This is a genomic window from Arthrobacter woluwensis, from assembly GCF_900105345.1.
Lineage (GTDB): Bacteria > Actinomycetota > Actinomycetes > Actinomycetales > Micrococcaceae > Arthrobacter_E > Arthrobacter_E woluwensis.
The window spans coordinates 82,796-107,115 of sequence record NZ_FNSN01000003.1; the positions used below are offsets into that span (position 1 = coordinate 82,796).

A 24,320-nucleotide genomic window follows, 5' to 3' on the forward strand; every position below is an offset into this window, starting at 1 on the left:
CAGTCGCGGTCGGACCAGAGACGCTGTCCTGACGGCGACTGTTCCATCGTTCTGAGTGACCGTTCCGGCAACCTTGGCGCCACTGCCCGGCGCGCTCCCCTGGACAAACGGGAGTTCGGCCTCCGCCGCCCGCGCTTCCCAGGGTGCCGAGGCTATTGGTGCAATCTGTTGCTCGGCTGGGACACTCCAACCGGACGCCACTGAGGACTCCTCCGGGAACAGGCCTACGCTCGATACAACGAGCGCTGCGAGAGCAACCCCCCAGGTGCTGCGCCGCACACGACTGTGCCTTCCAGCGAAGAACGTGTTCCTCACTTCATGACTCCTTCGCCTGCAGGGTAGGTGTATGCCAGTGCTTTGACCTGATCGGCCGTGAGAATGGACTGGGTCATCACGGGCCGGAAGATCTGACCGGTGAATTGGTCTGTGCCAGCTGTTCCGTTGTCGCCGAGCACGACGGGTTGGTCGGTCGATGCGAGTTGTTTTTCAGGCGAGGTCGCGGTCACCCATGTCGTCAGGGACCCCTTGGAATCCGACCGCGTGATGCGCAGCTGACGGTTCGTCTCGTCATACGCGGCGACCACATAGGACCACTGCCCGGCGACGATATCGGTCGTGGTCGCCACCTCGTCAGGCGCTGTTCCGCCCTGCGGCCAGCCTTGGAGGATAAACTTCGTGTCCGGGTTCACCGCTAGCCGGGCGGCCGGGCTTCCCGGAGCAGCCAGCTGCGTGATGATGGAACGGATGGATCCTCCCACTTGGGTGGGGCAGATCCACGCGGCCGTCGTGAAGCTGTGGGAAGCGTCCACCGCCTGTGCAGAGCTGACCGCCCGGCCACCGGCAGGGACCTCCAGGGCACGGCCCTCGTCCCCGGAAGCCGAAGAGTTTGCGTCCGCGGTTCCCGTCGTGCAGTCGGCCGTGTCCGGTTTGCCCGACGCCGGATCCACGGCGATCGTCTTCCAGGCGGCACCCCCAGCAGGTGTCACCGGGACCAGAGTGTTCTGCGGCTGATCCTTCACGCCCACGGTGAATTTGAACGAACGCGGCTGACCTACAGCCTGCGGCGGTTCTCCAACGTTAGGGCTGACGTTTCCCGCCTGATCCACAGCCCACACGGTCAATAGGGCGCCGTCGCCTACCGCCGCGACGGGAATGTTGAGTGAGGTGACCTTGTTCATGGTCGATGCGCACGGGACGGTGGACACGAACACCGTCGAACGTTCATTGCATTTCAGGGATGCCGGAAACGCCGGCTGCGGGGCATTGGAGTCCGTGATGGCATAGACGAAGCCCTTCGTGCCTCCGAATTTTCCGGTGTACCGGATCCCGAAGTTGTAGACCGTCTTTCCGACGGTGCCGAGGTCGTCGCGGCCGACGCCCTGCGCGGTGCTGCCGGTGATGGTCTGCCCGCCCAACGACGCCGGTGCGATGATGTCGGGCGCGCCGGGCGGCGTCGTGTCTACGGTGAAGACGAACGCCTGTGTCCCCGAGGTGGAACCTTGCGGGTCCTTCACTGATGAGTACACGGTGTATTTGCCATCAGGCAGGACCTTTGAACCCTTCCACGTGAAGAGGGTGTTCGCGGCGGGTGACCCCGGCCCGGTCGTTCCGGAGTCGACGACGGTTCCTGCGGAATTTCTGACCACGACGGACATCGTCAGGTTTCCGCCCTTGGCACCGTCGGCGTCGCCCCTGGACATGATGCCGAATGTCGGCGTCGGAATCCGCGTGTAGTAGACAGCGCCCGGTTGCCCCTTGGCGGGGCTGTAGAGTGCGTTTTCAATCCACCACAGGGCCGGCGTGTTGGGCGGGGTGTCGTACGTGACGATCAGGGTGGCGTCTTTCGTGAACACCTTCCACCCCCGATCGTCACCTTCGTTGTCGGCCCGCAGACCGACCGTCCACTGTGGGGAATTGGTCAGCCAGCTCGTGGCCGACCCCATGTCGAAGCCCACACCGCCGCCAGGGCACGAGGCCGAGTAACCCTTCGCCACGTTCTGCGTGCTCACCTTTTGCAGATAGCCCGGCTGAGCGTTCCACGTGGTCCCCGATCCAATGCCTCCGGTAACCCAGGCGCTCACAGGGCGGGCATCGCACGAGGACGACCACTTCTCGGTGGTGTTGACCACGGCCTTCATGATCTTCCGACCTGCCAACCAGGCCGTGTTGAATTGGTAGAAACCGCGGGTCACGTGGGATGCGCCCTCTGTGTAGTCCCATTCCGCAGGAAGATATCCGACGTGGACCGTTCCATCCGATCCGCCGGCTCCGTTCCAGTAGGAGATCGACGGCCAATGGGAGTCGACGTAAGTGTAGGACGCCTCGCCGGTGTTCCAATCGGGGTCGACGAACACCGGGAACGTGAGCCGCTTCGCATTCACGATCGCATCCATCCCCAGCTTCTGGACTTGCTGACCGTTTTCAGAGTCGAGCGACAGCGCCAGCGGATATCTGAGCCCCGGACCACCCGGCCCCTCAGCAGTTGCGCCCTCCCAGGACGAGTCCCACCACTGACCATCAGCGGTCTCCAGCGCCGGGCGCCCGTCCCGAGTCAAAGCAACGAGCCCTTTACCGTCCCCACGGTCCTGGACCACCGCGCCATCCGTGTGAAGGAAGAACCTCATCTGCACCACCCTCGGATCCGAAAGGGCCTGGCGCGTCTTGACCTTCAGAACCTGCGACACCCCTGCCGGACGAACAAGCTGAACCAGATCAACACCAGGCAGAACCTCCGGATAGGTCGCCGTGTCACCGTCGACGACCGGAACCGGCAAGTCGCCGAAGGGCCACTTCTGGGTGACGGCTGCACCCTTGTGGTCGCCGATGTACGCCATGGAGTCAGACCCGCCCTGCCCCAGGGCCACGTCAGCGATGGTCTTCTTCGGGATCAGGCTGGCTTCCCCATCCTTGACGCCTGCCTGCAACGTCGTGTCGAGCGCTTTCCATCCGGTTGAATCCTTCACCCGGACCGGCGAAGACGACAGTTCCGCAGCGAAGGTGCCGTCAGGCATCGCCTTTGTCTGCGACTGTTCTGTCGTCAGCGACTGCACCACCACAGGAGAACCACTGGTCTTCGCCCGCGCGGAAGCGTCGAGTTCATCCACGCTCAGTCCCGACGGCACCTCCGACGCAGGTGTCTGATCGACCAGCTCCCCTAACGGTGCAGCACTCCCGGTCCCGGGATCCGCCTCGGCCCGAGCCGGCACGACACCGACGAACAAGAGGGCCAACGGGAAGGCGATGGCGAGTAAAAACGCAAAAAGTCGGCGCAAAGCGCCATCTCGGATGGTGAACAACGAGACCCCAATGAAATTGTGTGCGAGTGACTGGCTTCGGGCCCTCCTCCGAAACCACTAATGAGAGAACATTATGACTTGAGCCTCAACTGAACAAGGGATCGCGTGTCCTTCGGCGAGTTTCCCACTCAGACCGCCGGGACCTCGCCCAGCGCCACGGAGATCCGCCGCAGCACCTCGGCCGGGCGGTTGGTGGTGATCTCTTGGATGCCGAAGGTCACGCAGTAGTCCACGTCGGCGTCGTCGTCCACGGTCCAGACCCGGAAGCGGCGCCCGTCCGCCAGCCACTGCCGCGCCTGGTCGGCATGCGCCTTCAGGTAGTCGATGCCGGGGCCGGCGATCCCTGCGGTGCCTTCGTCCAGCATCCTCGCGGCCCGCTGAACGGCGGCGCGGAGCACCAGCGCGACCGCACTCGCCGCCAGACTGCCGATCTCGAGGTCTTCTTTGACCTCGTCCGTGTCCACGTCGTCCACGAGCTGGCACACGGCATCAGCGGGGACGGTCTCCAGCAGCTGTTCGGTGGCTTGCGGGTCGAAGCTCATGAAGGAGACCCGGATGTTCCCGAGCATCCCCGTCGAGGCTTCCCACCCCCGCTCCGACAGCAGCTCCAGCGTCTTCTCCTCCAGCCGGAACCCGAACGGCGAGGGGTGCTTGAACTCGATCGCCAGCCCGATCCCCCGCCCGGCGCCCGCCAGGATGTCCAGGAGCTCGCCCAGGGTCAGAAACTGCTCACTCGGGGAGCCGAACTCCTGCGGGATCACGGCGCCCTTCCACGAGTGGAAGTCCAGTTCGCGCAGCTCTGCGAGGGTCTTCTCGGCCACGGGCCCGGTGCCGTTCGACGTGCGGTCGAGGTCGTCGTCGTGGAGCAGCACCACATGGCCGTCCTCGGTCAGGTGGACGTCGCACTCGACACCGTCCGCCCCGTCCGCGATCGCCTGCAGGTAGGCGGCGCGGGTGTGCTCGGCGAAGAGCTCGCTGGCGCCCCGGTGAGCGTAGACGAGGGGGCGGCTGATCTGAGTCATGGGATAAAGCTACCCACATTCGTGTCAGGGCAGGGGCATAGGGTGGAGGCATGGACGTGAACACTGCGCCAATTTCCCGGGACAGCGGCACGCTGCCCTCGCCGGGTGACGCCGCCAAGGCCGCCGCGCTGGCCCGGATGAAGGGCATCGCCCTGGCACTGCTCATCGCCCTGGCCGTGGTGTTCGGGGTGTCCTTCGCGCTGCAGCACCAGTACCCGTGGCTGGCCTATGTCAGAGCCGCGGCCGAAGGCGGGATGGTGGGCGCCCTCGCCGACTGGTTCGCCGTCACGGCGCTCTTCCGGCACCCCATGGGCCTCAAGATCCCGCACACCGCGATCATCCCGCGGAAGAAGGACCAGATCGGCGCCTCGCTGGGTGACTTCGTCGGCACCAACTTCCTCTCCGAGGACGTCATCCGCACCAAGCTCGCGGCGACGGATCTGGCCCGCTCGGTGGGCCGCTGGCTCTCCGGCACGCGCGACGACGGCGCACCCACCACCGGTCCGACCGGCGCCGACCGCATCGCAAAGGAAGGCGCGGCCGCCATCCGCGGCCTCTTCACCGTGCTGCGGGATGACGACGTCCAGGCCGTGGTCGAAGCGCTGGTCCGCAAGCACGTCGTCGACCCGCCGTGGGGTCCACCGGTCGGCAGACTCGCCGAGCGGGTGTTCGACGAGGGTCACCACCGGCACCTCGTGGACCTGCTGATCGACCGGGCCGCGGACTGGGTCGGCCGGAACCACGAAACGGTGAACCGCCTGGTCAGCGACCGCTCCCCGCTCTGGGTGCCCGGATTCGTGGACTCGCTCGTGGGCGACAAGGTGTACATCGAGCTGGCGAAGTTCGTGAAGGGCATCCAGGCGGACCCGGATCACCAGGTGCGCCAGGCCATCGACACCTACCTCAAGGAACTGGCCCAGGACCTCCAGCACGATCCGGCGATGATCGAACGTGCCGAGGGGATCAAGGCGCAGATCCTGGGCGATCCGCAGGTCCGCGACATCGCCGGCCGCACCTGGGAGACCGTCAAGAAGGCACTCCTGGACGCCGTGGACGACCCGCAGAGCGAGTTGTACCAGCGCTTCGTGAGCGCGATCCGGGACTTCGGCCGCCGCCTGGTGGACGACCCCGAGCTGGCGGCCAAGGTCAACACCTGGGTGGCCGACATCGCGGCCTACGTGGTGTCCAACTACCGCGACCAGATCACGGGGCTCATCACCGACACCGTGGAACGCTGGGACGCCGAGGAGACCTCACAGAAGATCGAGCTCCAGGTGGGACGCGATCTGCAGTTCATCCGGATCAACGGCACCGTGGTCGGGTCACTGGCCGGCCTGCTCATCTTCACCGTCGCCACGCTGCTGCTGGGCTGAGGGCCCTCACGCAGTCCGGGTCAGCGCGGTTCGGCGCCGGGCGTTCCGGGAACGTCCTTCCCGGCGGCGTCCACTCCGGGGGCGTCGGGGAGCCGCCGATCGGCGCTCGACGGGTCCAGCTCCAACGGCGCGCGCTGCGGGGGCTGCGCGTGCGACGGGAGTTGCGCGGCGCCGTCGTCGGACGGGAGAGCGGGCTGCTCGCCGAAGGGGGCCACGAGCGGGAGCGCCCCGAAGGCCTCACGGGTGTTCGCGATGACCGCGCGGCCCATGAGCAGATTGCCGCCGCCGCCCATCACCGCGCCGACGCCGAACGGCAGGAGCCGTCCGAAGAAAGCACCGCCCTGCTTCTTGACCAGGGACTTCAGGAAGGCCTTCTGGATGGCGGCCTTCACGGGCTCGAAGGTGGCGGCCGACGTCTTCTTGGTCAGGACGCTGCCCCACACCTGGCTCGCTCCCCGGCCTCGGCCCATGGTCTGGCCGGTGAACGCACTCAGCAAGGAGGTGCCCTCCTCGCCCAGCATGATCGCCATGACCATGGTGCGGGCCTTCTCGGGGTCGGTCACCCGGACTCCGTGGAGCTCGGCGACGCTGGAGGCGAAGAGCGCGGTGGCCTCGAGGAACGCAGCCGTCGCGACGCCGGAAACGGCCAGTGCGGTCCCGGTCCCGACGCCGGGGATCACCGCGGTGGCGCCGGCGCCCGCGCCGGTGGTCGTGACGGTGGCCAGATACTGACGCTCCAGGCGGACGACGAGTTCCGCCAGCGAGGCGTTCGGGTGCTTGCGGCGCAGCCGTGAGATGTGCCCGACGACGAGCGGACGCTGCACATCCACCGCCTTCAGCAGGACGTTGTGGATTCCGGAACGGGGCTTGCCCTGTTCGTCGAACATGGCGTTCTGTGCTGCGTTCTGAGCGATTCCCAGGGCGGGGTTCTTCTTGCGCTTGGCCATGGCCCTAAGCCTAGTCCGCGAGGGGCTTGGCTCAGGAGGCGGCTTCGGCGGGAGCCGTGGACTTGAGCACGTAGTACTTGAGGAACGCGCTCACATCGACCATCTCCTGCACCGCCATGTAGTGGCCCAGTCCGGGATAGCTGCGCGATGTCAGGGCCGTGTTCTCCTCCAGCCATTCCTCCGTGAAGAGTGTGGCGTCCTCGTTGATCACCAGGTCCTCCTTGTCGCGGCCCCAGAAGAAGGGCGGCCGCTGCGTGAAGGACTCGGTGAGCGCCAGAAGGTCGTTGTCGAGGACGAACCCCGACAGGCCCACGGTGGCGCGGAACTGTTCGGGGCGCAGCCTCAGGAGGCTGCTCGCCATGGCCATGCCCTGGGAGAACCCGAGGAGCGAGACGCTGCTGTGCTGCGCCTTGATCCCATCCAGCCAGGCGAGAACCTGCGTGCAGGAGGCCATGACCTGGGAGAAGTCGTTGGTCAGGAAGTAGTCGAGCAGGAACCACCCGTGCTGATCGCCGATCTCCATGACACCCAGGGGCGCGGCACAGGTGAATTCCTGTGGCAGGTGGGGGAACAGCTTCTCCATGCGTTCCGGCGAGGATCCGTAGCCGTGGAACAGCAGCAGCAACGGTGTGCCGGCACGCTCAGATTCCGGCTTGGACCACAGGACCTTCTCCATGGCCCTAAGCGTAGTCCGCGGGGTCCCCTGCCGAGGCACGAGGCCGGGGAAGGACGCAGCGGTAGTCCGAGGGGTCCCCTGCCGTACGTGGCCCCTCCCCCGGATCCCCCCCGCTCGTTTCCGGTTTTCGCCACATACCCCTTGACTTCCAAAAACAAACACAGATAAAGTCAAGCATTCAAAGATTCCTGTGACAACTGTCACAACCTCAATGGCGCGGAAAGGAGACGGGCATGTTCGCAGAAGAACGGCACAGCACCATCGCCGACCTCCTGACCGCGCACGGCCGCGTCACGGTCACCGAGCTCGCTCAGCGGTTCACCATCACCCCGGAAACGGTCCGTCGGGACCTCGCGCTTCTCGAAGAGCAAGGAGAGCTGCGCCGGGTCCACGGCGGAGCGGTGGCGGTCGACCGCGGGAGCACCGCCGAAACCTCGGTCCCCGAGCGCCTGGCAACCCATTCCGAGCAGAAGCAGCGGATCGCCGCGGCCGCCTTCGCCCTCCTCCCCCGCACCTCCGCGGCCAGCATCGTGCTCGACGCCGGCACCACCACGGAAGCTCTCGCCGGCCTGATCGCCCAGCGCGACGCCGACGCCCCGGCCCTGCTGGTCCTCACCAACTCGATCCCGATCGCCGCCGCACTGTCCGACACCCCCGGCGTCGCGCTCCACATCCTCGGCGGCAAGGTCCGCGGGGTGACGCAGGCGGCCGTCGGAGCCGGCACGGTGGCCGAGCTGCGGAACGTCCGCCCGGACATCGCGTTCGTGGGCACCAATGGCATCCATGCCGACTTCGGATTGAGCACCCCGGACCCCGAGGAGGCCGCCGTCAAGACGGCGTTCGTCCAGGCGGCCCGGCGGACGGTCGTCCTCGCCGACGCGAGCAAGCTCGACGCCGAAACCCTGGTCCGCTTCGCCACCCTGGAGGACGTGGACACCCTGGTCACCGACGGGACGCCGTCCCTGGAACTGGCCGAAGCCCTTTCAACCGCAGAAGCAGAGGTGATTCAGGCGTGATCATCACACTCACCGCCAATCCCAGCCTGGACCGGACCGTGGAACTCCCCGGGGCGCTCGCCCGGGGCGAGGTCCAGCGCGCCACGGCCGTCCGGAGCGAAGCCGGAGGGAAGGGCGTCAACGTCTCCCGCGCGCTCACCGCGTCGGGCCTGAAGACCGTGGCGGTCCTGCCCGGCGATCCGACGGACCCCGTGGTCGTCGGCCTGGCCTCCACGGGCATCCCGCACCACGCGCTCCCCATCGGCGCCCCGCTCCGCAGCAACATCACGCTGACAGAGCCGGACGGCACCACCACCAAGGTGAACGAACCCGGCCCGGAGCTCAGCGCCGAGCAGCGGGACGCCCTCACGGCGCTCCTGCTCGACGAATCCCGCGAGGCCTCCTGGGTGGTCCTGGCCGGTTCGCTGCCGCCCGGTTTCCCGGCCGACTACTACGCGCGACTGACCCGCTGGCTCCGCACCGAGCTCGGCAGTGACGCTCCGCGCATCGCCGTCGACTCCTCCGGGACGCCGCTCCTGGAGGCCATCAACGCCGGCGCCGACGCGGCGCCGGACCTCCTCAAGCCCAACGGCGAAGAACTCGCCGAGCTCGCGGCCCTCGCCGGGTTCAGCGAGCAGCACAGCGGAGACGAGCTGGAAGCGGACCCGGTGCTCGCCGCCCGGGCCGCGACCGCCGTCGTCGAACGCGGCGTGGGAGCCGTGCTCGCGACGCTCGGCTCGAAAGGCGCGGTGCTCGTCACCGCCGACGGCGCCTGGCACGCGAGCCACGCGCCCATCCAGGCGGTGAGCACGGTCGGCGCGGGAGACTCCTCGCTGGCCGGCTACCTCCTGCGGGCCGAGGACGGTGGATCCGCCGTCGAGTGCCTCACCCAGGCCGTGGCCCACGGTGCCGCAGCCGCCTCCCTCCCCGGTTCCACCGTCCCCGGCCTGGACCAGACCACCCCCGACGCCGTGACCGTCACGGCCCTAGCAAAGGACTCCCTGTGAGCCAGATGATCACCCCGGACCTCGTGGTCCTCGACGCGGACCTGGGATCCACCCCAGCCGACGTCATCCGCACCCTCTCCGGCAAAGTCGCCGCGCTGGGCCGCGCCGAAGCGGAAGGCCTCTTCGCCTCCGCCCTGGCCCGCGAGGAGAAGACGCCCACCGGCATCCCCGGCGGTATCGCCATCCCGCACGCCAAGACCGACGCCGTCACCGAACCCGCCCTCGCCATGGCGCGCCTGGGCAACCCGGTGCCGTTCGGCGCCAAGGACGGCCCGGCGGACCTCATCTTCCTGATCGCGGCACCGGCCGGGGCCGACCAGGAGCACCTCAAGCTCCTGTCCAAGCTCGCCCGCTCGCTCATCAAAAAGGACTTCACCGCCGCACTGCGGGCCGCCGCGAGCCCGGAGGAGATCGTCGCGCTGGTCGAGGGCGCGCTGTCCGACGCTCCCAAGGCGGCACCGGCCGCCTCGACCGCCGACGCCGGGGCACCGGCTGCCGCAGCCCCCGCGGCAGGCGCCGCCTCCGCAGCCTCCGCGGCGCCGTCGTCGGCTCCCGCAGCCGAGGGTCCCCGCCGCATCGTGGCCGTGACCGCCTGCCCCACGGGCATCGCGCACACCTACATGTCCGCCGACTCCCTCGCCGCCGCCGGCAAGGAGATGGGCGTCGACGTCCAGGTGGAGACCCAAGGCTCCGCCGGCGCCACCCCGCTGCCGGCCGACGTGATCGCCAACGCCGACGCCGTCATCTTCGCCGTCGACGTCGACGTCCGCGACAAGGACCGCTTCGCAGGCCTGCCGTACATCCAGTCCCCGGTCAAGCGCGGCATCGACGAGCCGAAGGAGATGATCGAGGAGGCCCTGGCCGCCGCGAAGGACCCGAACTCCCGCCGCGTGAGGGCCACCGGTTCCTCGTCCTCCTCGGACGCGGACACGGCCGGCGAGTCCGTGGGCGCCAAGCTCAAGCGCGCCCTCCTGACCGGCGTCTCCTACATGATCCCGTTCGTGGCCGGTGGCGGTCTGCTGATCGCGCTCGGCTTCCTGCTGGGTGGTTTCGACATCACCAAGTTCGCCGACACGATCGTGGTCAAGAACAACCTCTTCAGCCTGCCGACCGAGTTCGGTGACCACGCGCTCGGCCCGCTGGGCGCCTACCTCGGAGCGGTGCTGTTCAAGATCGGCGCGCTGTCCATGAGCTTCCTGGTCCCGGCGCTGGCAGGCTACATCGCCTACGCCCTGGCCGACCGGCCCGGCATCGCCCCCGGTTTCGTGGTCGGCGCCGTCGCGGGCTTCATGGGCGCCGGCTTCCTCGGCGGCATCGTCGGCGGTCTGCTCGCCGGGTACACGGCATCCTGGCTCGGCCAGCGGCCCGCACCGCGCTGGCTGCGCGGCCTCATGCCCGTGGTGATCATCCCGCTCGTCGCGTCGATCGTGGCCTCCGGCCTCATGTTCGTGGTCCTCGGCGGCCCCATCGCCTGGCTGACCACCGCTCTGAACAACTGGCTGACCGGCATGAGCGGCGCCGCAGCGATCGTGCTCGGCATCGTCCTCGGCCTCATGATGTGCTTCGACCTGGGCGGCCCCGTCAACAAGGTGGCCTACTCCTTCGCCGCAGCGGGCCTGAGCGCCGGCACCGCGGACAACCACGGCCCGTACCTCATCATGGCCGCCGTCATGGGCGCCGGCATGGTCCCGCCGCTCGGCATGGCCCTGGCCACGGTGCTCCGTCCGAAGCTGTTCACCGCCGCCGAGCACGAGAACGGCAAGGCCGCCTGGCTCCTGGGCGCGTCCTTCATCTCCGAAGGCGCCATCCCGTTCGCCGCAGCCGACCCGCTGCGCGTCATCCCGGCCTCCATGCTGGGTGGCGCAGTGACGGGCGCTCTCTCCATGGCCTTCGCGGCCGGCTCCCGCGCACCCCACGGTGGCGTCTTCGTCTTCTTCGCCTTCGACAACTTCCTCCTCTGGATCCTGTCGATCGCCGTCGGCGCCGTCATCACCGGCTTCGCGGTGGTGGGCCTGAAGGGGGCCGCGGCTCGCAAGGCCGAGGTCCGTCAGGCTCAGGAGGCCGTCGCCGTCTGATCCTTCGGATCGCTGGACCTCCAGGATCCCGGGACGCGAAAACACCCCCGGTTCCGTTGTCCACCCACTGAAATGTGTGTGGGTGAGCAACGGAACCGGGGGTGTTTCCGTGTGGTCCGCCGGTCAGTGCGAGTGCGGCATCTGCGGACGGCTCGTGCGGTGGACCGCGTTCACTCCGGCGGCGTTGCCGGAGCGACCAGGGTTGCTGAAGTGGTCCTTGGGGTGCCGGTGCTTGCCGTTGCCGTCCGGCCAGACCGGGCGGGCGCTGTCACCACCGACCGCCGAGGCCCCCAGTGAAATCTGCGGAACCGCCGCGGGCCCGTCCAGGGACGCCGTCATCTTCTGAACGATCTCGCCGTCCAGGCCTGCGGGGGTGGATTCATGTTCTGCCATGGTGACGCCTCCTTGGGAGTTCGATGCCAGGAACCGGCCGCGTCCGGCCACGAGGGTGGGAAGGGCCGTCCCAGCAGTCTCCGCCCGCGCCCCCGGAAAATCAAGGGATCACGGACATCCGGAACCGAAAATCATCCTCCCGGGGAGGGGTGCGGAGCGCGGTTTCCGGGCACGACGAAAGAACAGCTCCCGACGACGGCGGCCGCGGCCTCCGGAAGCGCCGGACGTCCCGTGGATGGCGGCGTCAGTCCCTGCGCGTCAGATCTACGGCCAGTCGATGAACTGGTCGTTGGCGTGGTGCTTCCGCAGATAAGCGGCGATGAACGGGCAGTGCGGCACGACACGCTGGCCGGCCGCGACCACGTCGTCGATCGCGAAGTGCGCCAGCACCCCCGCCAAGCCCTGCCCGCTGAACTCCTGGGCGACCTCGGTGTGCACGAAGTCCACCCGGCCCGGGGTGAGCCGGTACTGCGCGAAACCCGCGAGCTTTTCCCCGACGAACACCTCGTAGCGATGCAGTTCGGGGTTGTTACGGGTGGTCACATCGGCGTTGAAGGTGTCGTCCTGGCTCATGGGTCCAGCCTCGCACCCTGTCGCCGGGGTGGCAAGGAATCACCCCCTGATCGACTGCTCCCTACGATGCCGGAATCCCGGGATTTCAGCCCGGAAAGACATCGTAGGGAGCAGTCGATCGAGAAAAGGAGGGGCTCAGATGGCCTTGCCGGGGTTGAGGACGCCGTGGGGGTCGAAGACGTCCTTGATGCCGCGCTGGAGTTCGCGGACCCGCTCGGACTGCTCCCAGCCGAGCCAGCGCAGCTTGAAACTGCCGATCCCGTGCTCGCCCGTGATCGTGCCGCCCATCGCGAGGGCCACGCGCACGGAATCATCCAGGGCCCGGTCCAGATCGGCCACCGCGGCCTCCTCCTCGCCGGGCTGCGGTTCGGCCCAGAACGTCGGGTGCAGATTGCCGTCCCCGGCATGGGCCACGAGCTTCATCCCCACCCGGTACTCGGCGGCGATCCGTTCCAGTTCGGCCGCGTAGTCCACCAGGAGCGACCGCGGCACCGCGACGTCCTCGCCCACGCGCAAGCGGTCCTCGGCCCCGGACCCGCGGTTGTTGCGCCGGATCAGCACGAAGCGCTCGGCGTCCGAGGAGCCGGCGCGAAGCGACGATTCGTCGGCCAGGGCGCCGCCCGCCTCCCGCAGGACCTCGCGCACGACGGCGGCCTCCGCGTCCGCGCCGAAGCCGTCGGTCTGGACGAGGAGCAGGGCGCTGCCGCGGCTGGCGAAGGCCGTGCCGTTGAGGGCGTCGGCGTCCTCGATCGAGGCGCGGTCCATCAATTCCATGATCGCGGGCTGGACGCGGGCCCGGCCGACCGCCAGGACACCCGCGGCCGCGGACGGGAGATCCGGGAAGAAGGCGGCGATCGTCACGACCTTGACCGGCAGATGCCGCAGCCGGACGGTCGCACCCACCACGATCCCGAGCGTCCCCTCGGAGCCGACCAGGAGGGCGACCAGGTCATAGCCGGCCACGCCCTTGAAGGTGGCGTGCCCCAGGCGCACCAGCTCGCCGTCGGCCAGCACGACGTCGAGCGCCAGCACCGAGTCGCGCGTCACCCCGTACTTGGCGCAGCGCAGCCCGCCGGCGTTCGTGCCGATGTTCCCGCCGATCGTGGCGAACGTGAAGCTGGCCGGATCCGGCGCGTACATGAGGCCGTGCTCCGCGGCGGCGGCGTTGAGGTCGGCGTTCACCACCCCCGGCTCGACCACGGCGACCTCGTCCTCGGCGCGGACGTCCAGGATGCGGTTCATCCGTTCGAGGCTGATGATCACGCTGTCCTTGACGGCGTGCGCCCCGCCCGAGAGCCCCGATCCCGCCCCCCGCGGCACCACCCGGACACCGGCCGCGGCGCAGGCGCGCACCGTGGTCTGAACATCTTCGGCGGAGCCGGCGAAAACCACTGCGAGGGCGGGTGCCTCCGGACGATCCGGGGCCCGGTCCTGGCTGTATTCCCGCACCAGGACGGGATCCGTGGCGACCTTGTCCGGTCCGAGCTGCTGAGTGAGGGTGGCGGCGATCTCGTGCATGGTCCTAAGCGTAGGCCGCGTGACAGCCCGCAGGGTTACGGTGGTCCCAGCGCATCATCCCCGATGGGCCGGAGAGAAAGGATCCTCATGTTCGGAAGCAAGAAGCGCGAAGAGGAACACGAAGAAGAAGTGGCGGAGGTCTCCCGGCGCGAAGCCGAGCTGGCCGAGGACGCCACCGAGACGGACGATTCGTTCTCCGACACGAACGAAGCCCTCGAAGCCGAGGAAGAACCCAACCCCTGAGTCGCGGCGGGGCGGGCGCGCACGCACCCGCCCCGCTATCGGCCCCGGTCGCGCTCTCGGCAGAGCGTCAGCTGCTCAGGTCCTTGCCCCGGGTCTCCGGAAGCCGCAGCACCACCAGGATCGAGATGATGCTCAGGACCACCGCGTAGAGGTTGAACATCCACGGCTGCTTCACCACATCGGTGAACAGGGTCTGGAGGTAAGGCGCGGTGCCGCCGAACGCCGCCACCGCGAGGGCGTACGGGATGCCGACGCCGGCCGTGCGGACCTTCGCCGGGAACAGCTCCGCGTACACCGCGGGGGCGATCGCGGCCCCGGCGGCGATGAAGACGAGCATCACGGCCATCGAGACGAACAGCTGCCACACCGAATCCCGGAGCAGCCAGGTCATGGGGAAGTGCAGCGCCGCGCACCCCACACCGCCGATGATGAGGACCGGCTTCCGGCCGATCCTGTCGCTCAGACGGCCCCAGAACGGCAGGGCGATCAGGAAGACGATGTTGGCGGCGAACCCCGCCCAGAGCGCCTGCCCCGGATCCAGTTTGAGGCTCGTGGCCGCATAGGTCGGCGCAACGATGGCCCACACGTAGTAGATGACCGTCAGGCCCAGCGTCATGCCGATCACCTGTGCCGCCTGCTTCCGGTGTGCCACGATGTCCCGCATCAGGGCTCCGAACCCCTGCTCCCGCGTCGCACTCCCGGTCTTCAGCTCCTCGAAGGCCTCGGTCTCCGGCATCCGCGCCCGCATCACCAGGCCGTACAGGCCCATGAGGGCGCCGAGGATGAACGGCAGCCGCCAGCCCCACGCCGCCATCTCAGCCTTCGGCAGCAGCGCCGCCAGGATCGCGCCCAGCAGCGCGCCGAGCATGTTCCCCAGGGTGCCGGAGAAGTAGATGAGCGTGGCCCAGAAGCCTCGCTTCTCCCGCGGCGCCATCTCCGCGAGATACGTCTGCGACGACGGCAGCTCGCCGCCGTGCGCCAGGCCCTGGATCAGGCGGGCCACCAGGAGCAGCAGGGACGCGAACGCGCCGACCGCGGCGAAGGTCGGGGCGATGCCGATCAGCAGACTGCCGATCGCCGCCATCGCGACCGTCAGGGTCATCGCGTTCTTGCGGCCGAAACGGTCGCCGACCCATCCGAAGACGAACCCGCCGAACGGCCGCGCCACGAAGCCGACGGCGAAGATCGCCAGCGTCGAGAGGATGGCCGACGTGGGATCCGCGGGGTTGAAGAGCTGCTTCGAGAAGTACGGCGCGAAGGTCGCGTAGATCGCCCAGTCGTACCATTCGGCGGCGTTTCCGATACCGGTGCTGATGAGGGTGCGACGCGCGGACGGCTTGGCGGCGTCGACGGTGGGGGCTGAGGGCGTGCTGGCGGTCATGACGGTCTCCTGAGGTTCCTGGGGCTGGTCAGCGGACGGCCGGCTGGGCGGAATCCGGCTGCTCTGAGTCCGATGGCGCTGAGCCCGATGACGTTGAGCCCGATGGCGCAGTGTCGCTCGGGGCTGTCGCAAGGAGCGCGGTGCGGGACAGCGCGAGCTGCGCGTAGACTGCCGCGCCGTCGGCGAGCACCGCGTCGTCGAAGGTGGCGTAGGGCGAGTGGTTGAAAGCGCTCGTCCGGGGATCGACGCCCTCCGGCACCGCGCTGAGCCCGACGAAGCTGCCGGGCACCTCCGCGAGCACGCGCGAGAAGTCCTCGGAGCCGCTGAGGGGCTGGGCCAGCCGGGAGTGCCGTCCGTCGAAGAGCTCCGTGATGGCGGATTCCGCGAACTCGGTCTCGGCGGTGTCCGTGACGGTGAGCGGGTACTCGGGGAGGTAGGTGACCTCCACGTCCAGACCGTGGGCGTGGGCGATGCCCTGGAGCAGGCGCGGGATCGCGGTCTGCATGCGCTCCCGGTTCGCCTCGGAGAAGGTGCGGATCGTGGCGTCGAACTCGGCGGTGTCCGGGATGACGTTGCGCTTGGTGCCGGCTGCCAGGCGGCCGACGGTGAGGACGGTCGGGTCGAACATGTCGAACTGCCGCGTGACCATGGTCTGCAGGGCCAGGATCATCTCGGCGGACACCGTGACCGGGTCCTTCGCAGCGTGGGGAGCCGAGCCGTGGCCGCCGGCGCCGAGCACCCGGACGAACAGGCCGTCCGACGCGCTCATCATGACGCCGGGGCGGGTGACGAAACGGCCGTGCGGCTCGAGCGAGGAGAAGACGTGCATGCCGAACGCAGCGTCCACCCGGCGGCCGGCGGCGTCCAGGACCCCTTCGCGCACCATGACCGACGCGCCGTCGTAGCCCTCCTCCCCCGGCTGGAACATGAAGACGACGTCGCCGGCGATCCGGTGCCGGCTGTCGGCGAGGAGGGTCGCGGCGCCGAGCAGCATGGCGGTGTGGAGGTCGTGGCCGCAGGCGTGCATCGCGCCGTCGATCCTGGAGGTGTACTCGACGCCCGTGCGCTCCTGGACCGGGAGGGCGTCCATGTCGGCGCGGAGCAGGACCGCGGGGCGTGCCCCCGTCCCGGCGGCCCCGGCGGAGGGGCTCGCGGCGGGGAGGCCGGCCGTGCCGCGGAGGACCGCGGTGACCGAGGTGGTGTCCGTGCCGGTGGAGATCTCCAGCCCCAGGCCATCCAGTGCGGCCAGGACCTTCTCCTGCGTCCGGGGCAGATCCAGCCCGATCTCGGGGGCCTGGTGGAAGGCGTGCCTCCACTGGATGAGCTGGTCCTGCAACGTCCTTGCGTCGTCCGTGATGGCCATGCACCGTCTCCTCATGTGTGATCCACGCCATAGTCTGGCGTATGAAGAGTGTGCGCTTCTCTTCCAGTCCAGAAGGTCAGGTGCAACAATTTTTCAGATGAGCGTGCCACGTGAGCGTTTTCATCCACTACCGGGTTTTCATCCCCTGGGGGTCCCCGCCGTCGAGCTGTCCGAGGAGGACCTTCGCCTCCTGCACGCCCTCCAGATCGCCCCGCGCGTCTCCTGGCTCGACGCCGCCGGCATCCTCGGCTCCCACCCCGCGACGCTGGCCCGCCGCTGGGAACGGCTGCGGGCCTCGGGACGGGCGTGGATCACGGCCCATCTCGCGGGCGACCCGTCCGTCATGATCCTCGCCTTCGCGGACATCGAGTGCGAGCCGGGGCTCCGCGAACAGGCTCAGACGGCTCTGGCCGCCATCCCCGAAGTGGCCACGATCGACGTGGCCACGGGGAACCCGGACCTCGCGCTCACCGTGCTGGCGCCGTCGCTCGCCGAATGCACGGAGCGCATCCTGCCGCAGGTCGCCTCGGCGCCAGGGGTCCTCCATGTGCACAGCGAACTCTGCACCCGCCTGCACTCCGGCGGACATTCGTGGCGGCTCGCCGCGCTCGACCGCGAGGAGATCGCCGCCTTCACGCGCCTCGGCGCGGTCGAACCGCACCACGGACCCGTCCCCGACGCCGCCCTGGACCTCCTCCCGTTCCTGGCGCTCAACGGCCGGGCCGGCGTCTCCGACATGGCCCGCGCCCTCGACCGGAGTCCGGCCACCGTGCACCGCCAGCTCGCGAAGATCCTGGGCAGCGACCTCCTGACCTTCCGCTGCGAGGTCGCCCAGGGTCCCGCCGGATACCCTGTCGCGTGCCGCTGGCTCGCCAAGGCGCCCGCCGGACAGCACGCCCAGGTGGCCGCGGCGCTGAGCGGGCTGCGGAACGTGCGCCTCGCCGCGTCCACGACGGGCCGGACCAACTTCATCATCATGATGTGGCTCCGCACGGTGGCCGACGTCCTCACCGCCGAACTGACGCTGCAGGAACGGCTCCCCCAGATCGAACTCGTGCAGAGCACGGTCATGCTGCGCAGCGCCAAGCGCGTGGGCTTCATGCTCGGCCCGGACGGCACCGCCACGGGCCAGGTGGTCCCCGGACCCGGGATGCCGCAGGAATTGCCCGGCGTGGGACCCGGCATCATGGACGCATGAGCATCCTCAAGTCCATCCTCCTTTTCGCCCTCTCCGCCGTGGCCGAGATCGGTGGCGCGTGGCTCATCTGGCAGGCCGTGCGCGAGGACAAGGGCTGGTGGTGGGCCGGGCTCGGGGTGATCGCCCTGGGCCTCTACGGCTTCGTCGCCAGCCTGCAGCCGGATGCGCACTTCGGGCGGATCCTCGCCGCGTACGGCGGCGTGTTCGTGGCCGGCTCGCTGGCGTGGGGCGTGATCGTGGACGGCTTCCGCCCCGACCGCTGGGATCTGATCGGGGCCTTCCTCTGCCTGGCGGGCGTCGCCGTCATCATGTTCGCACCGCGCGGCGCGGCCTGAGGACCGGCAGCGGAACGCGGGCGGCGACGGCGGGCGGCGAGCGCCGTCGTCGAACGTTAACCGGTTCGCCATCTGCCCTTCACCGAAGCGCATGACGCGCAGGAATCCTAGAGTCATCCCGTCATTCGCACGGGGGTTCGGGGCATTCACGCTGTCATCGCGAACTTTGGAGCAAGCATGAAATTGCGGATCACCAGCCGCCTCGGGAAGACCTTGGCCGGAGTGCTGGCCGTGGGCGCCCTGAGCGCCTCCCTGCTGGCGGGCGGCACCGCCGCCACCGCCGGAACCACCCTCCCCGCGCACGATTCCCAGCATCAGAACGACCAGGGCCAGAACAGCCAGGGACGGGACGGGGCGTCGAAGATCGGCCACGTCTGGACCATCATCCTCGAGAACAAGTCCTACGAAGCCACCTTCACGGGCCTGAACCAGAACGACTACCTCTGGAAGACCCTTCCGTCTTACGGCGCGCTGCTCACGCAGTACTACGGCACGGGCCACTTCAGCCTGGACAACTACATCAGCCTGGTCGGCGGCCAGTCCCCGGCTCCGGACAACCAGAACGACTGTCCCCAGTACACGGACGTCTCGCCGGGCACCCCCGCGGCCGATGGCCAGGTCCTGGCGTCCAAGGGCTGCGTCTACCCGGCCTCCACCAAGACGCTCTTCAACCAGCTCGACGACAAGCACGTCAGCTGGAAGGCCTACATGCAGGACATGGGCAACGACGCCGGCCGCGAGGACGTCTACCGCTGCGGCATCCCGGGCGACCCGTCCGGCGCCGGCGTGAAGGACCCCTCCGGCGCGACCGCCACGGACCAGTACGTCGCCAAGCACAACCCCACGGCCTGGTTCCACTCCGTGATCGACAACCCGCAGGACTGCAAGAACGTGGTCCCGCTCTCCGGCTACCACGCCACCCCCGGCCACCCGGCCCTCACCGGCCTGGAGGAGGACCTCAAGTCCGTCCGCACCACGCCGAAGTTCAACTGGATCACCCCGGGCAACTGCTCCGACGCACACGATGCCACCTGCAAGGGCCCCGGCCAGAACATGAGCGGCGACCCGAACAGCCGCCAGGGCGGTCTCTACGCGTCGGACAACTTCCTCAAGAAGTACGTCCCGATGATCATGAACTCCCCCGCGTTCCAGCAGGACGGCCTGATCCAAATCATCTTCGATGAGGCCATGCCGCCGTACAAGATGTACGGCAACTCGATCGCGGACCTCGGCACCCAGACGGGTCCGTGGGGCAACAACAGCGGCCCCGCCATGGGGACCGACTCCGGCACCGGCGCCTCCGCTCAGGCCGAGGCCAACACGGGCCAGTCCGTGGTCGCGTGCTGCAACGAACTTCCCGGCCCGAACACCAGCCAGCCGGGCTTCCAGGCGTTCAACCAGGACACCACCCCGGGCGGCGGCATCACGGGCGCCGTCATGATCTCCCGCTTCATCAAGCCGGGCTCGGTCAGCAACCAGCCGTACAACCACTACAGCTGGCTGCGCAGCATGGAGGACCTCTTCGGCGTCCACGACGGCGGCACGGACGGCCGGGGACACCTCGGCTTCGCGGCGGCCGACGGGCTCCGCCCCTTCGGCGGCGACGTCTACAACAACCCGTCCGGCCGGGCCCTCCAGCCCACGCCGTCCGGCGCGATCACGTACCCGGCCGTGGCCGGCGTGAAGGACACGGGCATCCCGGTCATCCCGGCCGGCAGCGTCTACGCCCGCCACTGACCCTCACGCCGTCGCTTCACCCCTCCTGCCCGCGAGCTCGCTGGGGAGGGTCTGACCTCGCTGCACCGTGTAGCGATCTCGGCCCCTCCCCAGCGAGCTCGGCGGACCGGACCGTCAGCCGGCCAGACCGCCAGCAAGCCAGACCCCAGGAAGGCCATCGTGCGCTCCCGCTCCCTCCCCGCTCTCCTTCTCACCGCCGCACTGGCGGTTCCGCTCGCCGCGTGCAGCGCACCGGCGTCGTCGGTCCCCTCAGAGGCGCCCACGGCCACCGCCGAGGACTCCGCCCAGGCCGTGGTGCGGTCGCTCGGCGCGGTCCCTGTCCCCTCGGCCCCGAGCGCGGAACCCACCGCGAGCGCGAACGCGAGTCACGGCGCCGTGCTCGCCATCGGCGCACCGGTCGCCGCAACCCTTCCGGACGGGTCCTCGGTGATCCTGACGGCCCTCGGCCCCGACACCGCGCCGGTCCCCGTCCCCACCTCCCATCCGACGGCCGCCCCGGACATCCCGATCGAGGGCACCATCACCGTGCGGGTGAAGGCGACGTCGGGGTCCGTGGCGATCAGCGCCGGCGACCTGGACTGCCGCGATCAGCGGGGCCGCACCGTGGCACTGAACCCGGTCGGCCCGGCGACGGTGACGGTCGCCGCCGGTTCGCAGGCGGACCTGGTGGTGCGCGGAACGTTCCACGACGGCGCCGCCCAGGTGACGCTGCGCCACGCGGGTCACGCGCTGGCCCTGTGGACGTTCAACATCGAGAACGACTGACCTTGTGACCCGCGTCACCTCATGAAATAGTAAGGGTCAACTATTTCTGCGAGGAGGCGGCCGGTTCCGGCGTGCCCGCCGCCCTGCCCGTCACGAAGGTGAGCGACATGGCCGAGAGCCCCAGCACGGACAGCACCAGCACGGACGCCCAGCAGCGGGAGGCGATCGCCCAGGCGATCAGCCGGCTCAGCCTCGAGGACAAGGTCCGGCTCCTGACCGGCGAGACCGCGTTCACCTTGCCCGGAAACGCCGCGATCGGCCTCGCGCCCCTCGCCTTCTCCGACGGACCCACCGGCGTGCGCGGGCTGAAGTTCATGGGCGGCGACGCCGTCGCGCTCTTCCCCAACGCCACCCTCATCGCGTCCTCCTGGGACGACGCGATCGCCGAGGAAGTGGGCGGGATGCTGTCCGAGGAGGCGCACCGCCAGAACATCCACGTCGTCCTCGGACCGACCATCAACCTGCACCGCACCCCCTTGGGCGGCCGGCTCTTCGAGGCCTACTCGGAGGACCCGTACCTGACCGGCCGGGCGGCGAGCGCCTATGTCCGCGGTCTCCAGGACGGCGCGCCAGACCCCGACGGCACCGGACGGCGCGGCGGCGGCACGGGGGCGTGCCTCAAGCACCTCGTGGCCAACGAATCCGAGATCCTGCGCAATTTCATGAACTCCCAGGTCTCCGAAACGGCCCTGCGCGAGGTGTACCTCCTGCCGTTCGAGATGGCCGTTCAGGATGCTCGCCCGTGGGCCATGATGGCCGCGTACAACGACATCAACGGCATCACCGCCACCGAGCAGGACCACATCCAGAACGGGATCGTGAAGGGCGAGTGGGGCTGGGACGGCCTCATCATGAGCGACTGGTTCGCCACCAAGCGCACCGTGGAGTCGGCCAACGGCGGCCTGGACCTGGTCATGCCGGGTCCGTCCGGCCCGTGGGGCGAGCGGCTCGTGGCCGCCGTCCGACGCGGTGACGTGGCCGAGAGCACCGTGGACGAGCACATCGCCCGCCTGCTCCTCCTGGCCCGCCGCACCGGCGCCTTCGCCGCGGACGGGGCCTCGCCCTTCGCATCCGGTATGCCGGCCCCGGACTCCGCCGAGCGACGGGAGCAGCTGCGCCGCATCGCCTCCCGCGGCATGACCCTGCTGAAGAACGCCGACGGCGTCCTCCCCCTGGCCGGCGACGGCCCGGTCGCGCTCGTGGGCCGCTCCGCCGTGGCCACCGTCTGCATGGGCGGCGGCTCGGCGCAGGTCACGCCGCCGTACCAGGTCACCATCGCCGAGGGTCTGAGCGCCCGGCTCGGGGACCGCCTGACCGTGGTGGACGGGGTGGCCATCCGCCGCCGCCCGGTCGCCGCCTCCGCGGAGTTCCTCAGCGACCCGGTCTCGGGCGAGCCCGGGATCCGTGTCACCCAGCTCGCCGCCGACGGCCGTGAGATCTCCAGCGCGCACTCCCCCGTGGCCTCCCTCAGCACCGGCTTCGACGACCCGAGCCAGGAATCGCCCGCGGCCGTCCGCCTCGACGCCGTGCTCAGCAGCGGCGGGACCGTCCGGGTGGGCGGCATCGGCGCGGGTCACTGGCGCCTCGTCGTCACCGGGCCGGACGGCGCGGTGCTCGCCGAGCTCGACCGTGACGTCACCACCGAAGGCTTCGACCCGGGTGAAGGCATCCTCCGCCCACCCGCCTTCTCCGAGGTCCTCGACCTTCCCGAGGGCAGCCGGATCAGCGCCACCCAGACGTTCCGGCCGGTGGACTGGCGCGCTGTCCTGGCCGCGCAGCCGCACGTGCGCGTCGCCGAGGAGAGCCACCTGTTCGCGGCGTCCGGGGTGGGGCTGGCCACCCTCGTGGCCGAGCCGATCCCCGTCAGCGACGACGACGCCCTCGCCGCCGCCGAGGACGCCGCGCGCCGGGCGGGGACCGCCGTCGTCGTGGTCGGGCTGACGGAGGAGGACGAGACAGAGGCCGCGGACAAGCACACCCTCGCCCTGCCCGGCCGCCAGGACGAGCTCGTGACCCGGGTCGCCGCGGCGGCCGAGCGGACCGTGGTGGTGGTCAACGCCGCCACCCCGGTCCTCATGCCGTGGCTCGACGCGGTGGACGCGGTGCTGGTCGTGGGCCTGCCGGGCCAGGAGGGCGGCCATGCCGTGGCCGACGTCCTCACGGGCGAGGCCGAGCCCACGGGCCGCCTCGTCACGAGTTTCCCCTCCGCCGACGGTGCGGCCCCGGCCTGGAGCACTCAGCCGGACGAGACACTGACCCTCGATTACAGCGACGGCACCGCCATCGGCTACCGCGGCTATCACGCCGGCGACGCGCCCGAGCCCCTGTTCTGGTTCGGCGCCGGCCTGGGCTTCGGCGCGTGGGAGTACGCGGACGCCGCTCTCACGGACGACGACGGCGTGCCCTCCGTGTCCCTGACGCTTCGGAACGTCTCGGCACGGGACAGCCGTGAAGTGGTGCAGCTCTACTACGTCCCCGCGGAAGCCGGGCAGCCCGTCCGTCTGGCCGGGTACACGAACGTCGAGGTCCCGGCGGGCGGCTCGGTCCCTGTTGTTGTCCGCGCCGATCCGCGCCTGTTGCGCCGCTGGGACGAGGCGGACGGATCCTGGCGGGAGCTCACGGGCGGCGAATTCCTCCTGGCCCGCGGCCTCGGCGATGTCCGGGCCCGGGTGTCGTGGAGATGAGCTCCACGGGCACGGCGGACGGCGATTCCGTCGAGTCCGACGGGATCGCCCGCCGTGCCAGCGGCCGGCCCAAGGGCGCGGACAGCGCCGCCCGGCGGGAGGAGATCCTGGCCGCCGCGGCACGGGTCTTCTCCGAGGACGGGTACCGGGGCACGTCGATGAGCTCCCTGGCGCGGTCCTGCGGCTTGAGCCTGACAGGACTGCTGCACCACTTCCCCACCAAGGACGCGCTCCTGGCGGCGGTCATGGAGTGGCGCGACGCACGGGACTTGGCGCTGCTGAGCGGTCGGGACCGCGAGGAGCCGCGGGGCTGGGCCGCCGTGGAGCGGCTGGTGGACCTGGTCCGGCACAACACCCGGCAGCCCGGCATGGTCCGGCTCTTCACCACCCTGGCCGGAGAGGCGGCGGCCCACGACCACCCCGCCAGCTCCTGGCTCCTGGAACACCACCGGCTGGCGGAGGCGAAGATCCTCCGGTCCTTCCGGGAGGCGGCCGAGGACGGCCGGCTCCTGCCCGGCGCCCCCGTAGAATCGCTGGCGCGGTGCCTCGTGGCGGCCATGGACGGGCTGCAGATGCAGTGGCTGTCCGATCCGGACGACGACGGCGCGGCCATGGCGGACGACTTCGCCGTCCTGGTCGAGACCATCCGGGAGCGCTGGGGCCGCTGAGCCACCCAGCGCCCCCGGCGACCAGGCCGGCCGGCCCCGGGGGGCCGGGGCCCGCGCCGAGGAGCCGGCGC

20 protein-coding genes are annotated in these 24,320 nt (G+C 69.8%); 11 read left to right on the forward strand and 9 right to left on the reverse strand.

All coding sequences use genetic code 11. The features are described from left to right. Nucleotides 1-311 precede the first annotated feature (311 nt). Together BLV63_RS01045 and BLV63_RS01050 are read right to left on the reverse strand one after the other, a co-directional pair. Nucleotides 312-3,296, reverse strand: a complete 2,985-nt coding sequence (locus tag BLV63_RS01045) for a LamG-like jellyroll fold domain-containing protein (protein WP_139244613.1) — start codon at nt 3,294-3,296, stop codon at nt 312-314. A 128-nt stretch (nt 3,297-3,424) separates the two neighbouring features. Then, nucleotides 3,425-4,318: a glycerophosphodiester phosphodiesterase gene (locus tag BLV63_RS01050; protein ID WP_066216702.1), complete on the reverse strand. Its 894-nt coding sequence runs from the start codon at nt 4,316-4,318 to the stop codon at nt 3,425-3,427. A gap of 50 nt (nt 4,319-4,368) precedes the next feature. Here BLV63_RS01050 and BLV63_RS01055 point away from each other — a divergent pair, with 50 nt between their 5' ends. Next, the gene (locus BLV63_RS01055; RefSeq protein ID WP_066216699.1) at nt 4,369-5,691 is read left to right on the forward strand and encodes a DUF445 domain-containing protein; all 1,323 of its coding nucleotides are present in this window, start codon (nt 4,369-4,371) and stop codon (nt 5,689-5,691) included. Nucleotides 5,692-5,711: 20 nt separating this feature from the next. On the opposite strand, the gene BLV63_RS01060 is transcribed toward BLV63_RS01055, so the two are convergent. Together BLV63_RS01060 and BLV63_RS01065 are read right to left on the reverse strand one after the other, a co-directional pair. After that, nucleotides 5,712-6,638, reverse strand: a complete 927-nt coding sequence (locus BLV63_RS01060; RefSeq protein ID WP_066216696.1) for a hypothetical protein — start codon at nt 6,636-6,638, stop codon at nt 5,712-5,714. A gap of 31 nt (nt 6,639-6,669) precedes the next feature. Beyond that, nucleotides 6,670-7,314, reverse strand: a complete 645-nt coding sequence (locus BLV63_RS01065; RefSeq protein ID WP_066216693.1) for an alpha/beta hydrolase — start codon at nt 7,312-7,314, stop codon at nt 6,670-6,672. 233 nt (nt 7,315-7,547) lie between these two features. Between BLV63_RS01065 and BLV63_RS01070 the strand changes: the two genes are divergently transcribed. From BLV63_RS01070 to BLV63_RS01080, 3 genes are read left to right on the forward strand one after another with little or no spacing between them, the layout of a single operon-like run. Continuing rightward, nucleotides 7,548-8,330 carry a DeoR/GlpR family DNA-binding transcription regulator gene (locus tag BLV63_RS01070; RefSeq protein WP_066216690.1) on the forward strand — a complete coding sequence of 261 codons (783 nt, stop codon included), beginning with the start codon at nt 7,548-7,550 and terminating at the stop codon, nt 8,328-8,330. Then, the gene (locus tag BLV63_RS01075; RefSeq protein ID WP_066216687.1) at nt 8,327-9,316 is read left to right on the forward strand and encodes a 1-phosphofructokinase family hexose kinase; all 990 of its coding nucleotides are present in this window, start codon (nt 8,327-8,329) and stop codon (nt 9,314-9,316) included. The genes BLV63_RS01070 and BLV63_RS01075 overlap by 4 nt, the downstream gene beginning before the upstream one ends. Beyond that, a complete protein-coding gene (locus tag BLV63_RS01080; RefSeq protein ID WP_066216685.1) occupies nt 9,313-11,391 on the forward strand; it encodes a PTS fructose transporter subunit IIABC in 2,079 nt (692 codons plus the stop codon). Before BLV63_RS01075 ends, BLV63_RS01080 begins: the two co-directional genes overlap by 4 nt. 123 nt (nt 11,392-11,514) lie before the next feature. Here the strand turns inward: BLV63_RS01080 and BLV63_RS01085 are convergent, their stop codons facing one another. The 3 genes from BLV63_RS01085 to BLV63_RS01095 all read right to left on the reverse strand — a co-directional run bounded on the left by BLV63_RS01085 (nt 11,515) and on the right by BLV63_RS01095 (nt 13,875). Continuing rightward, nucleotides 11,515-11,784, reverse strand: a complete 270-nt coding sequence (locus tag BLV63_RS01085; protein ID WP_066216682.1) for a hypothetical protein — start codon at nt 11,782-11,784, stop codon at nt 11,515-11,517. A 264-nt stretch (nt 11,785-12,048) separates the two neighbouring features. After that, a complete protein-coding gene (locus BLV63_RS01090; protein WP_066216680.1) occupies nt 12,049-12,357 on the reverse strand; it encodes a GNAT family N-acetyltransferase in 309 nt (102 codons plus the stop codon). A gap of 135 nt (nt 12,358-12,492) precedes the next feature. Beyond that, nucleotides 12,493-13,875: an FAD-binding oxidoreductase gene (locus BLV63_RS01095; protein WP_066216678.1), complete on the reverse strand. Its 1,383-nt coding sequence runs from the start codon at nt 13,873-13,875 to the stop codon at nt 12,493-12,495. A gap of 87 nt (nt 13,876-13,962) precedes the next feature. Here BLV63_RS01095 and BLV63_RS18580 point away from each other — a divergent pair, with 87 nt between their 5' ends. Further along, nucleotides 13,963-14,118 carry a hypothetical protein gene (locus tag BLV63_RS18580; protein ID WP_169795534.1) on the forward strand — a complete coding sequence of 52 codons (156 nt, stop codon included), beginning with the start codon at nt 13,963-13,965 and terminating at the stop codon, nt 14,116-14,118. Between the two features lie 67 nt (nt 14,119-14,185). On the opposite strand, the gene BLV63_RS01100 is transcribed toward BLV63_RS18580, so the two are convergent. Continuing rightward, entirely contained in the window at nt 14,186-15,499 is a 1,314-nt protein-coding gene (locus BLV63_RS01100; protein ID WP_066216672.1) for an MFS transporter, read from the reverse strand. Nucleotides 15,500-15,527: 28 nt separating this feature from the next. Beyond that, nucleotides 15,528-16,862, reverse strand: coding sequence for a M20 metallopeptidase family protein (locus tag BLV63_RS01105; protein ID WP_066216669.1), 1,335 nt, complete (start codon nt 16,860-16,862; stop codon nt 15,528-15,530). Nucleotides 16,863-16,959: 97 nt separating this feature from the next. Here BLV63_RS01105 and BLV63_RS01110 point away from each other — a divergent pair, with 97 nt between their 5' ends. The 6 genes from BLV63_RS01110 to BLV63_RS01135 all read left to right on the forward strand — a co-directional run bounded on the left by BLV63_RS01110 (nt 16,960) and on the right by BLV63_RS01135 (nt 24,249). Next, on the forward strand, nt 16,960-18,060 hold the full coding sequence (locus tag BLV63_RS01110) for an Lrp/AsnC family transcriptional regulator (protein WP_139244614.1): 1,101 nt from the start codon (nt 16,960-16,962) through the stop codon (nt 18,058-18,060). Further along, a complete protein-coding gene (locus BLV63_RS01115) occupies nt 18,057-18,395 on the forward strand; it encodes a YnfA family protein (protein ID WP_066216662.1) in 339 nt (112 codons plus the stop codon). The genes BLV63_RS01110 and BLV63_RS01115 overlap by 4 nt, the downstream gene beginning before the upstream one ends. A 177-nt stretch (nt 18,396-18,572) precedes the next feature. Then, nucleotides 18,573-20,132, forward strand: coding sequence for an alkaline phosphatase family protein (locus tag BLV63_RS01120; RefSeq protein WP_139244615.1), 1,560 nt, complete (start codon nt 18,573-18,575; stop codon nt 20,130-20,132). 159 nt (nt 20,133-20,291) lie between these two features. Next, entirely contained in the window at nt 20,292-20,897 is a 606-nt protein-coding gene (locus BLV63_RS01125; protein ID WP_066216655.1) for a hypothetical protein, read from the forward strand. Between the two features lie 107 nt (nt 20,898-21,004). Further along, nucleotides 21,005-23,581, forward strand: coding sequence for a beta-glucosidase family protein (locus BLV63_RS01130; protein WP_074784403.1), 2,577 nt, complete (start codon nt 21,005-21,007; stop codon nt 23,579-23,581). Continuing rightward, entirely contained in the window at nt 23,578-24,249 is a 672-nt protein-coding gene (locus tag BLV63_RS01135) for a TetR/AcrR family transcriptional regulator (RefSeq protein ID WP_066216652.1), read from the forward strand. Before BLV63_RS01130 ends, BLV63_RS01135 begins: the two co-directional genes overlap by 4 nt. Nucleotides 24,250-24,320 lie beyond the last annotated feature (71 nt).

What these genes read in the sequence shown, in the direction of transcription:
- BLV63_RS01050 (WP_066216702.1), bottom strand. Translation starts at nt 4,318, where the DNA reads ATGACTCAGATCAGCCGCCCCCTCGTCTACGCTCACCGGGGCGCCAGC.
- BLV63_RS01055 (WP_066216699.1), top strand. Translation starts at nt 4,369, where the DNA reads ATGGACGTGAACACTGCGCCAATTTCCCGGGACAGCGGCACGCTGCCC.
- BLV63_RS01060 (WP_066216696.1), bottom strand. Translation starts at nt 6,638, where the DNA reads ATGGCCAAGCGCAAGAAGAACCCCGCCCTGGGAATCGCTCAGAACGCA.
- BLV63_RS01065 (WP_066216693.1), bottom strand. Translation starts at nt 7,314, where the DNA reads ATGGAGAAGGTCCTGTGGTCCAAGCCGGAATCTGAGCGTGCCGGCACA.
- BLV63_RS01070 (WP_066216690.1), top strand. Translation starts at nt 7,548, where the DNA reads ATGTTCGCAGAAGAACGGCACAGCACCATCGCCGACCTCCTGACCGCG.
- BLV63_RS01085 (WP_066216682.1), bottom strand. Translation starts at nt 11,784, where the DNA reads ATGGCAGAACATGAATCCACCCCCGCAGGCCTGGACGGCGAGATCGTT.
- BLV63_RS01090 (WP_066216680.1), bottom strand. Translation starts at nt 12,357, where the DNA reads ATGAGCCAGGACGACACCTTCAACGCCGATGTGACCACCCGTAACAAC.
- BLV63_RS01095 (WP_066216678.1), bottom strand. Translation starts at nt 13,875, where the DNA reads ATGCACGAGATCGCCGCCACCCTCACTCAGCAGCTCGGACCGGACAAG.
- BLV63_RS18580 (WP_169795534.1), top strand. Translation starts at nt 13,963, where the DNA reads ATGTTCGGAAGCAAGAAGCGCGAAGAGGAACACGAAGAAGAAGTGGCG.
- BLV63_RS01100 (WP_066216672.1), bottom strand. Translation starts at nt 15,499, where the DNA reads ATGACCGCCAGCACGCCCTCAGCCCCCACCGTCGACGCCGCCAAGCCG.
- BLV63_RS01105 (WP_066216669.1), bottom strand. Translation starts at nt 16,862, where the DNA reads ATGGCCATCACGGACGACGCAAGGACGTTGCAGGACCAGCTCATCCAG.
- BLV63_RS01110 (WP_139244614.1), top strand. Translation starts at nt 16,960, where the DNA reads ATGAGCGTGCCACGTGAGCGTTTTCATCCACTACCGGGTTTTCATCCC.
- BLV63_RS01115 (WP_066216662.1), top strand. Translation starts at nt 18,057, where the DNA reads ATGAGCATCCTCAAGTCCATCCTCCTTTTCGCCCTCTCCGCCGTGGCC.
- BLV63_RS01120 (WP_139244615.1), top strand. Translation starts at nt 18,573, where the DNA reads ATGAAATTGCGGATCACCAGCCGCCTCGGGAAGACCTTGGCCGGAGTG.
- BLV63_RS01130 (WP_074784403.1), top strand. Translation starts at nt 21,005, where the DNA reads ATGGCCGAGAGCCCCAGCACGGACAGCACCAGCACGGACGCCCAGCAG.
- BLV63_RS01135 (WP_066216652.1), top strand. Translation starts at nt 23,578, where the DNA reads ATGAGCTCCACGGGCACGGCGGACGGCGATTCCGTCGAGTCCGACGGG.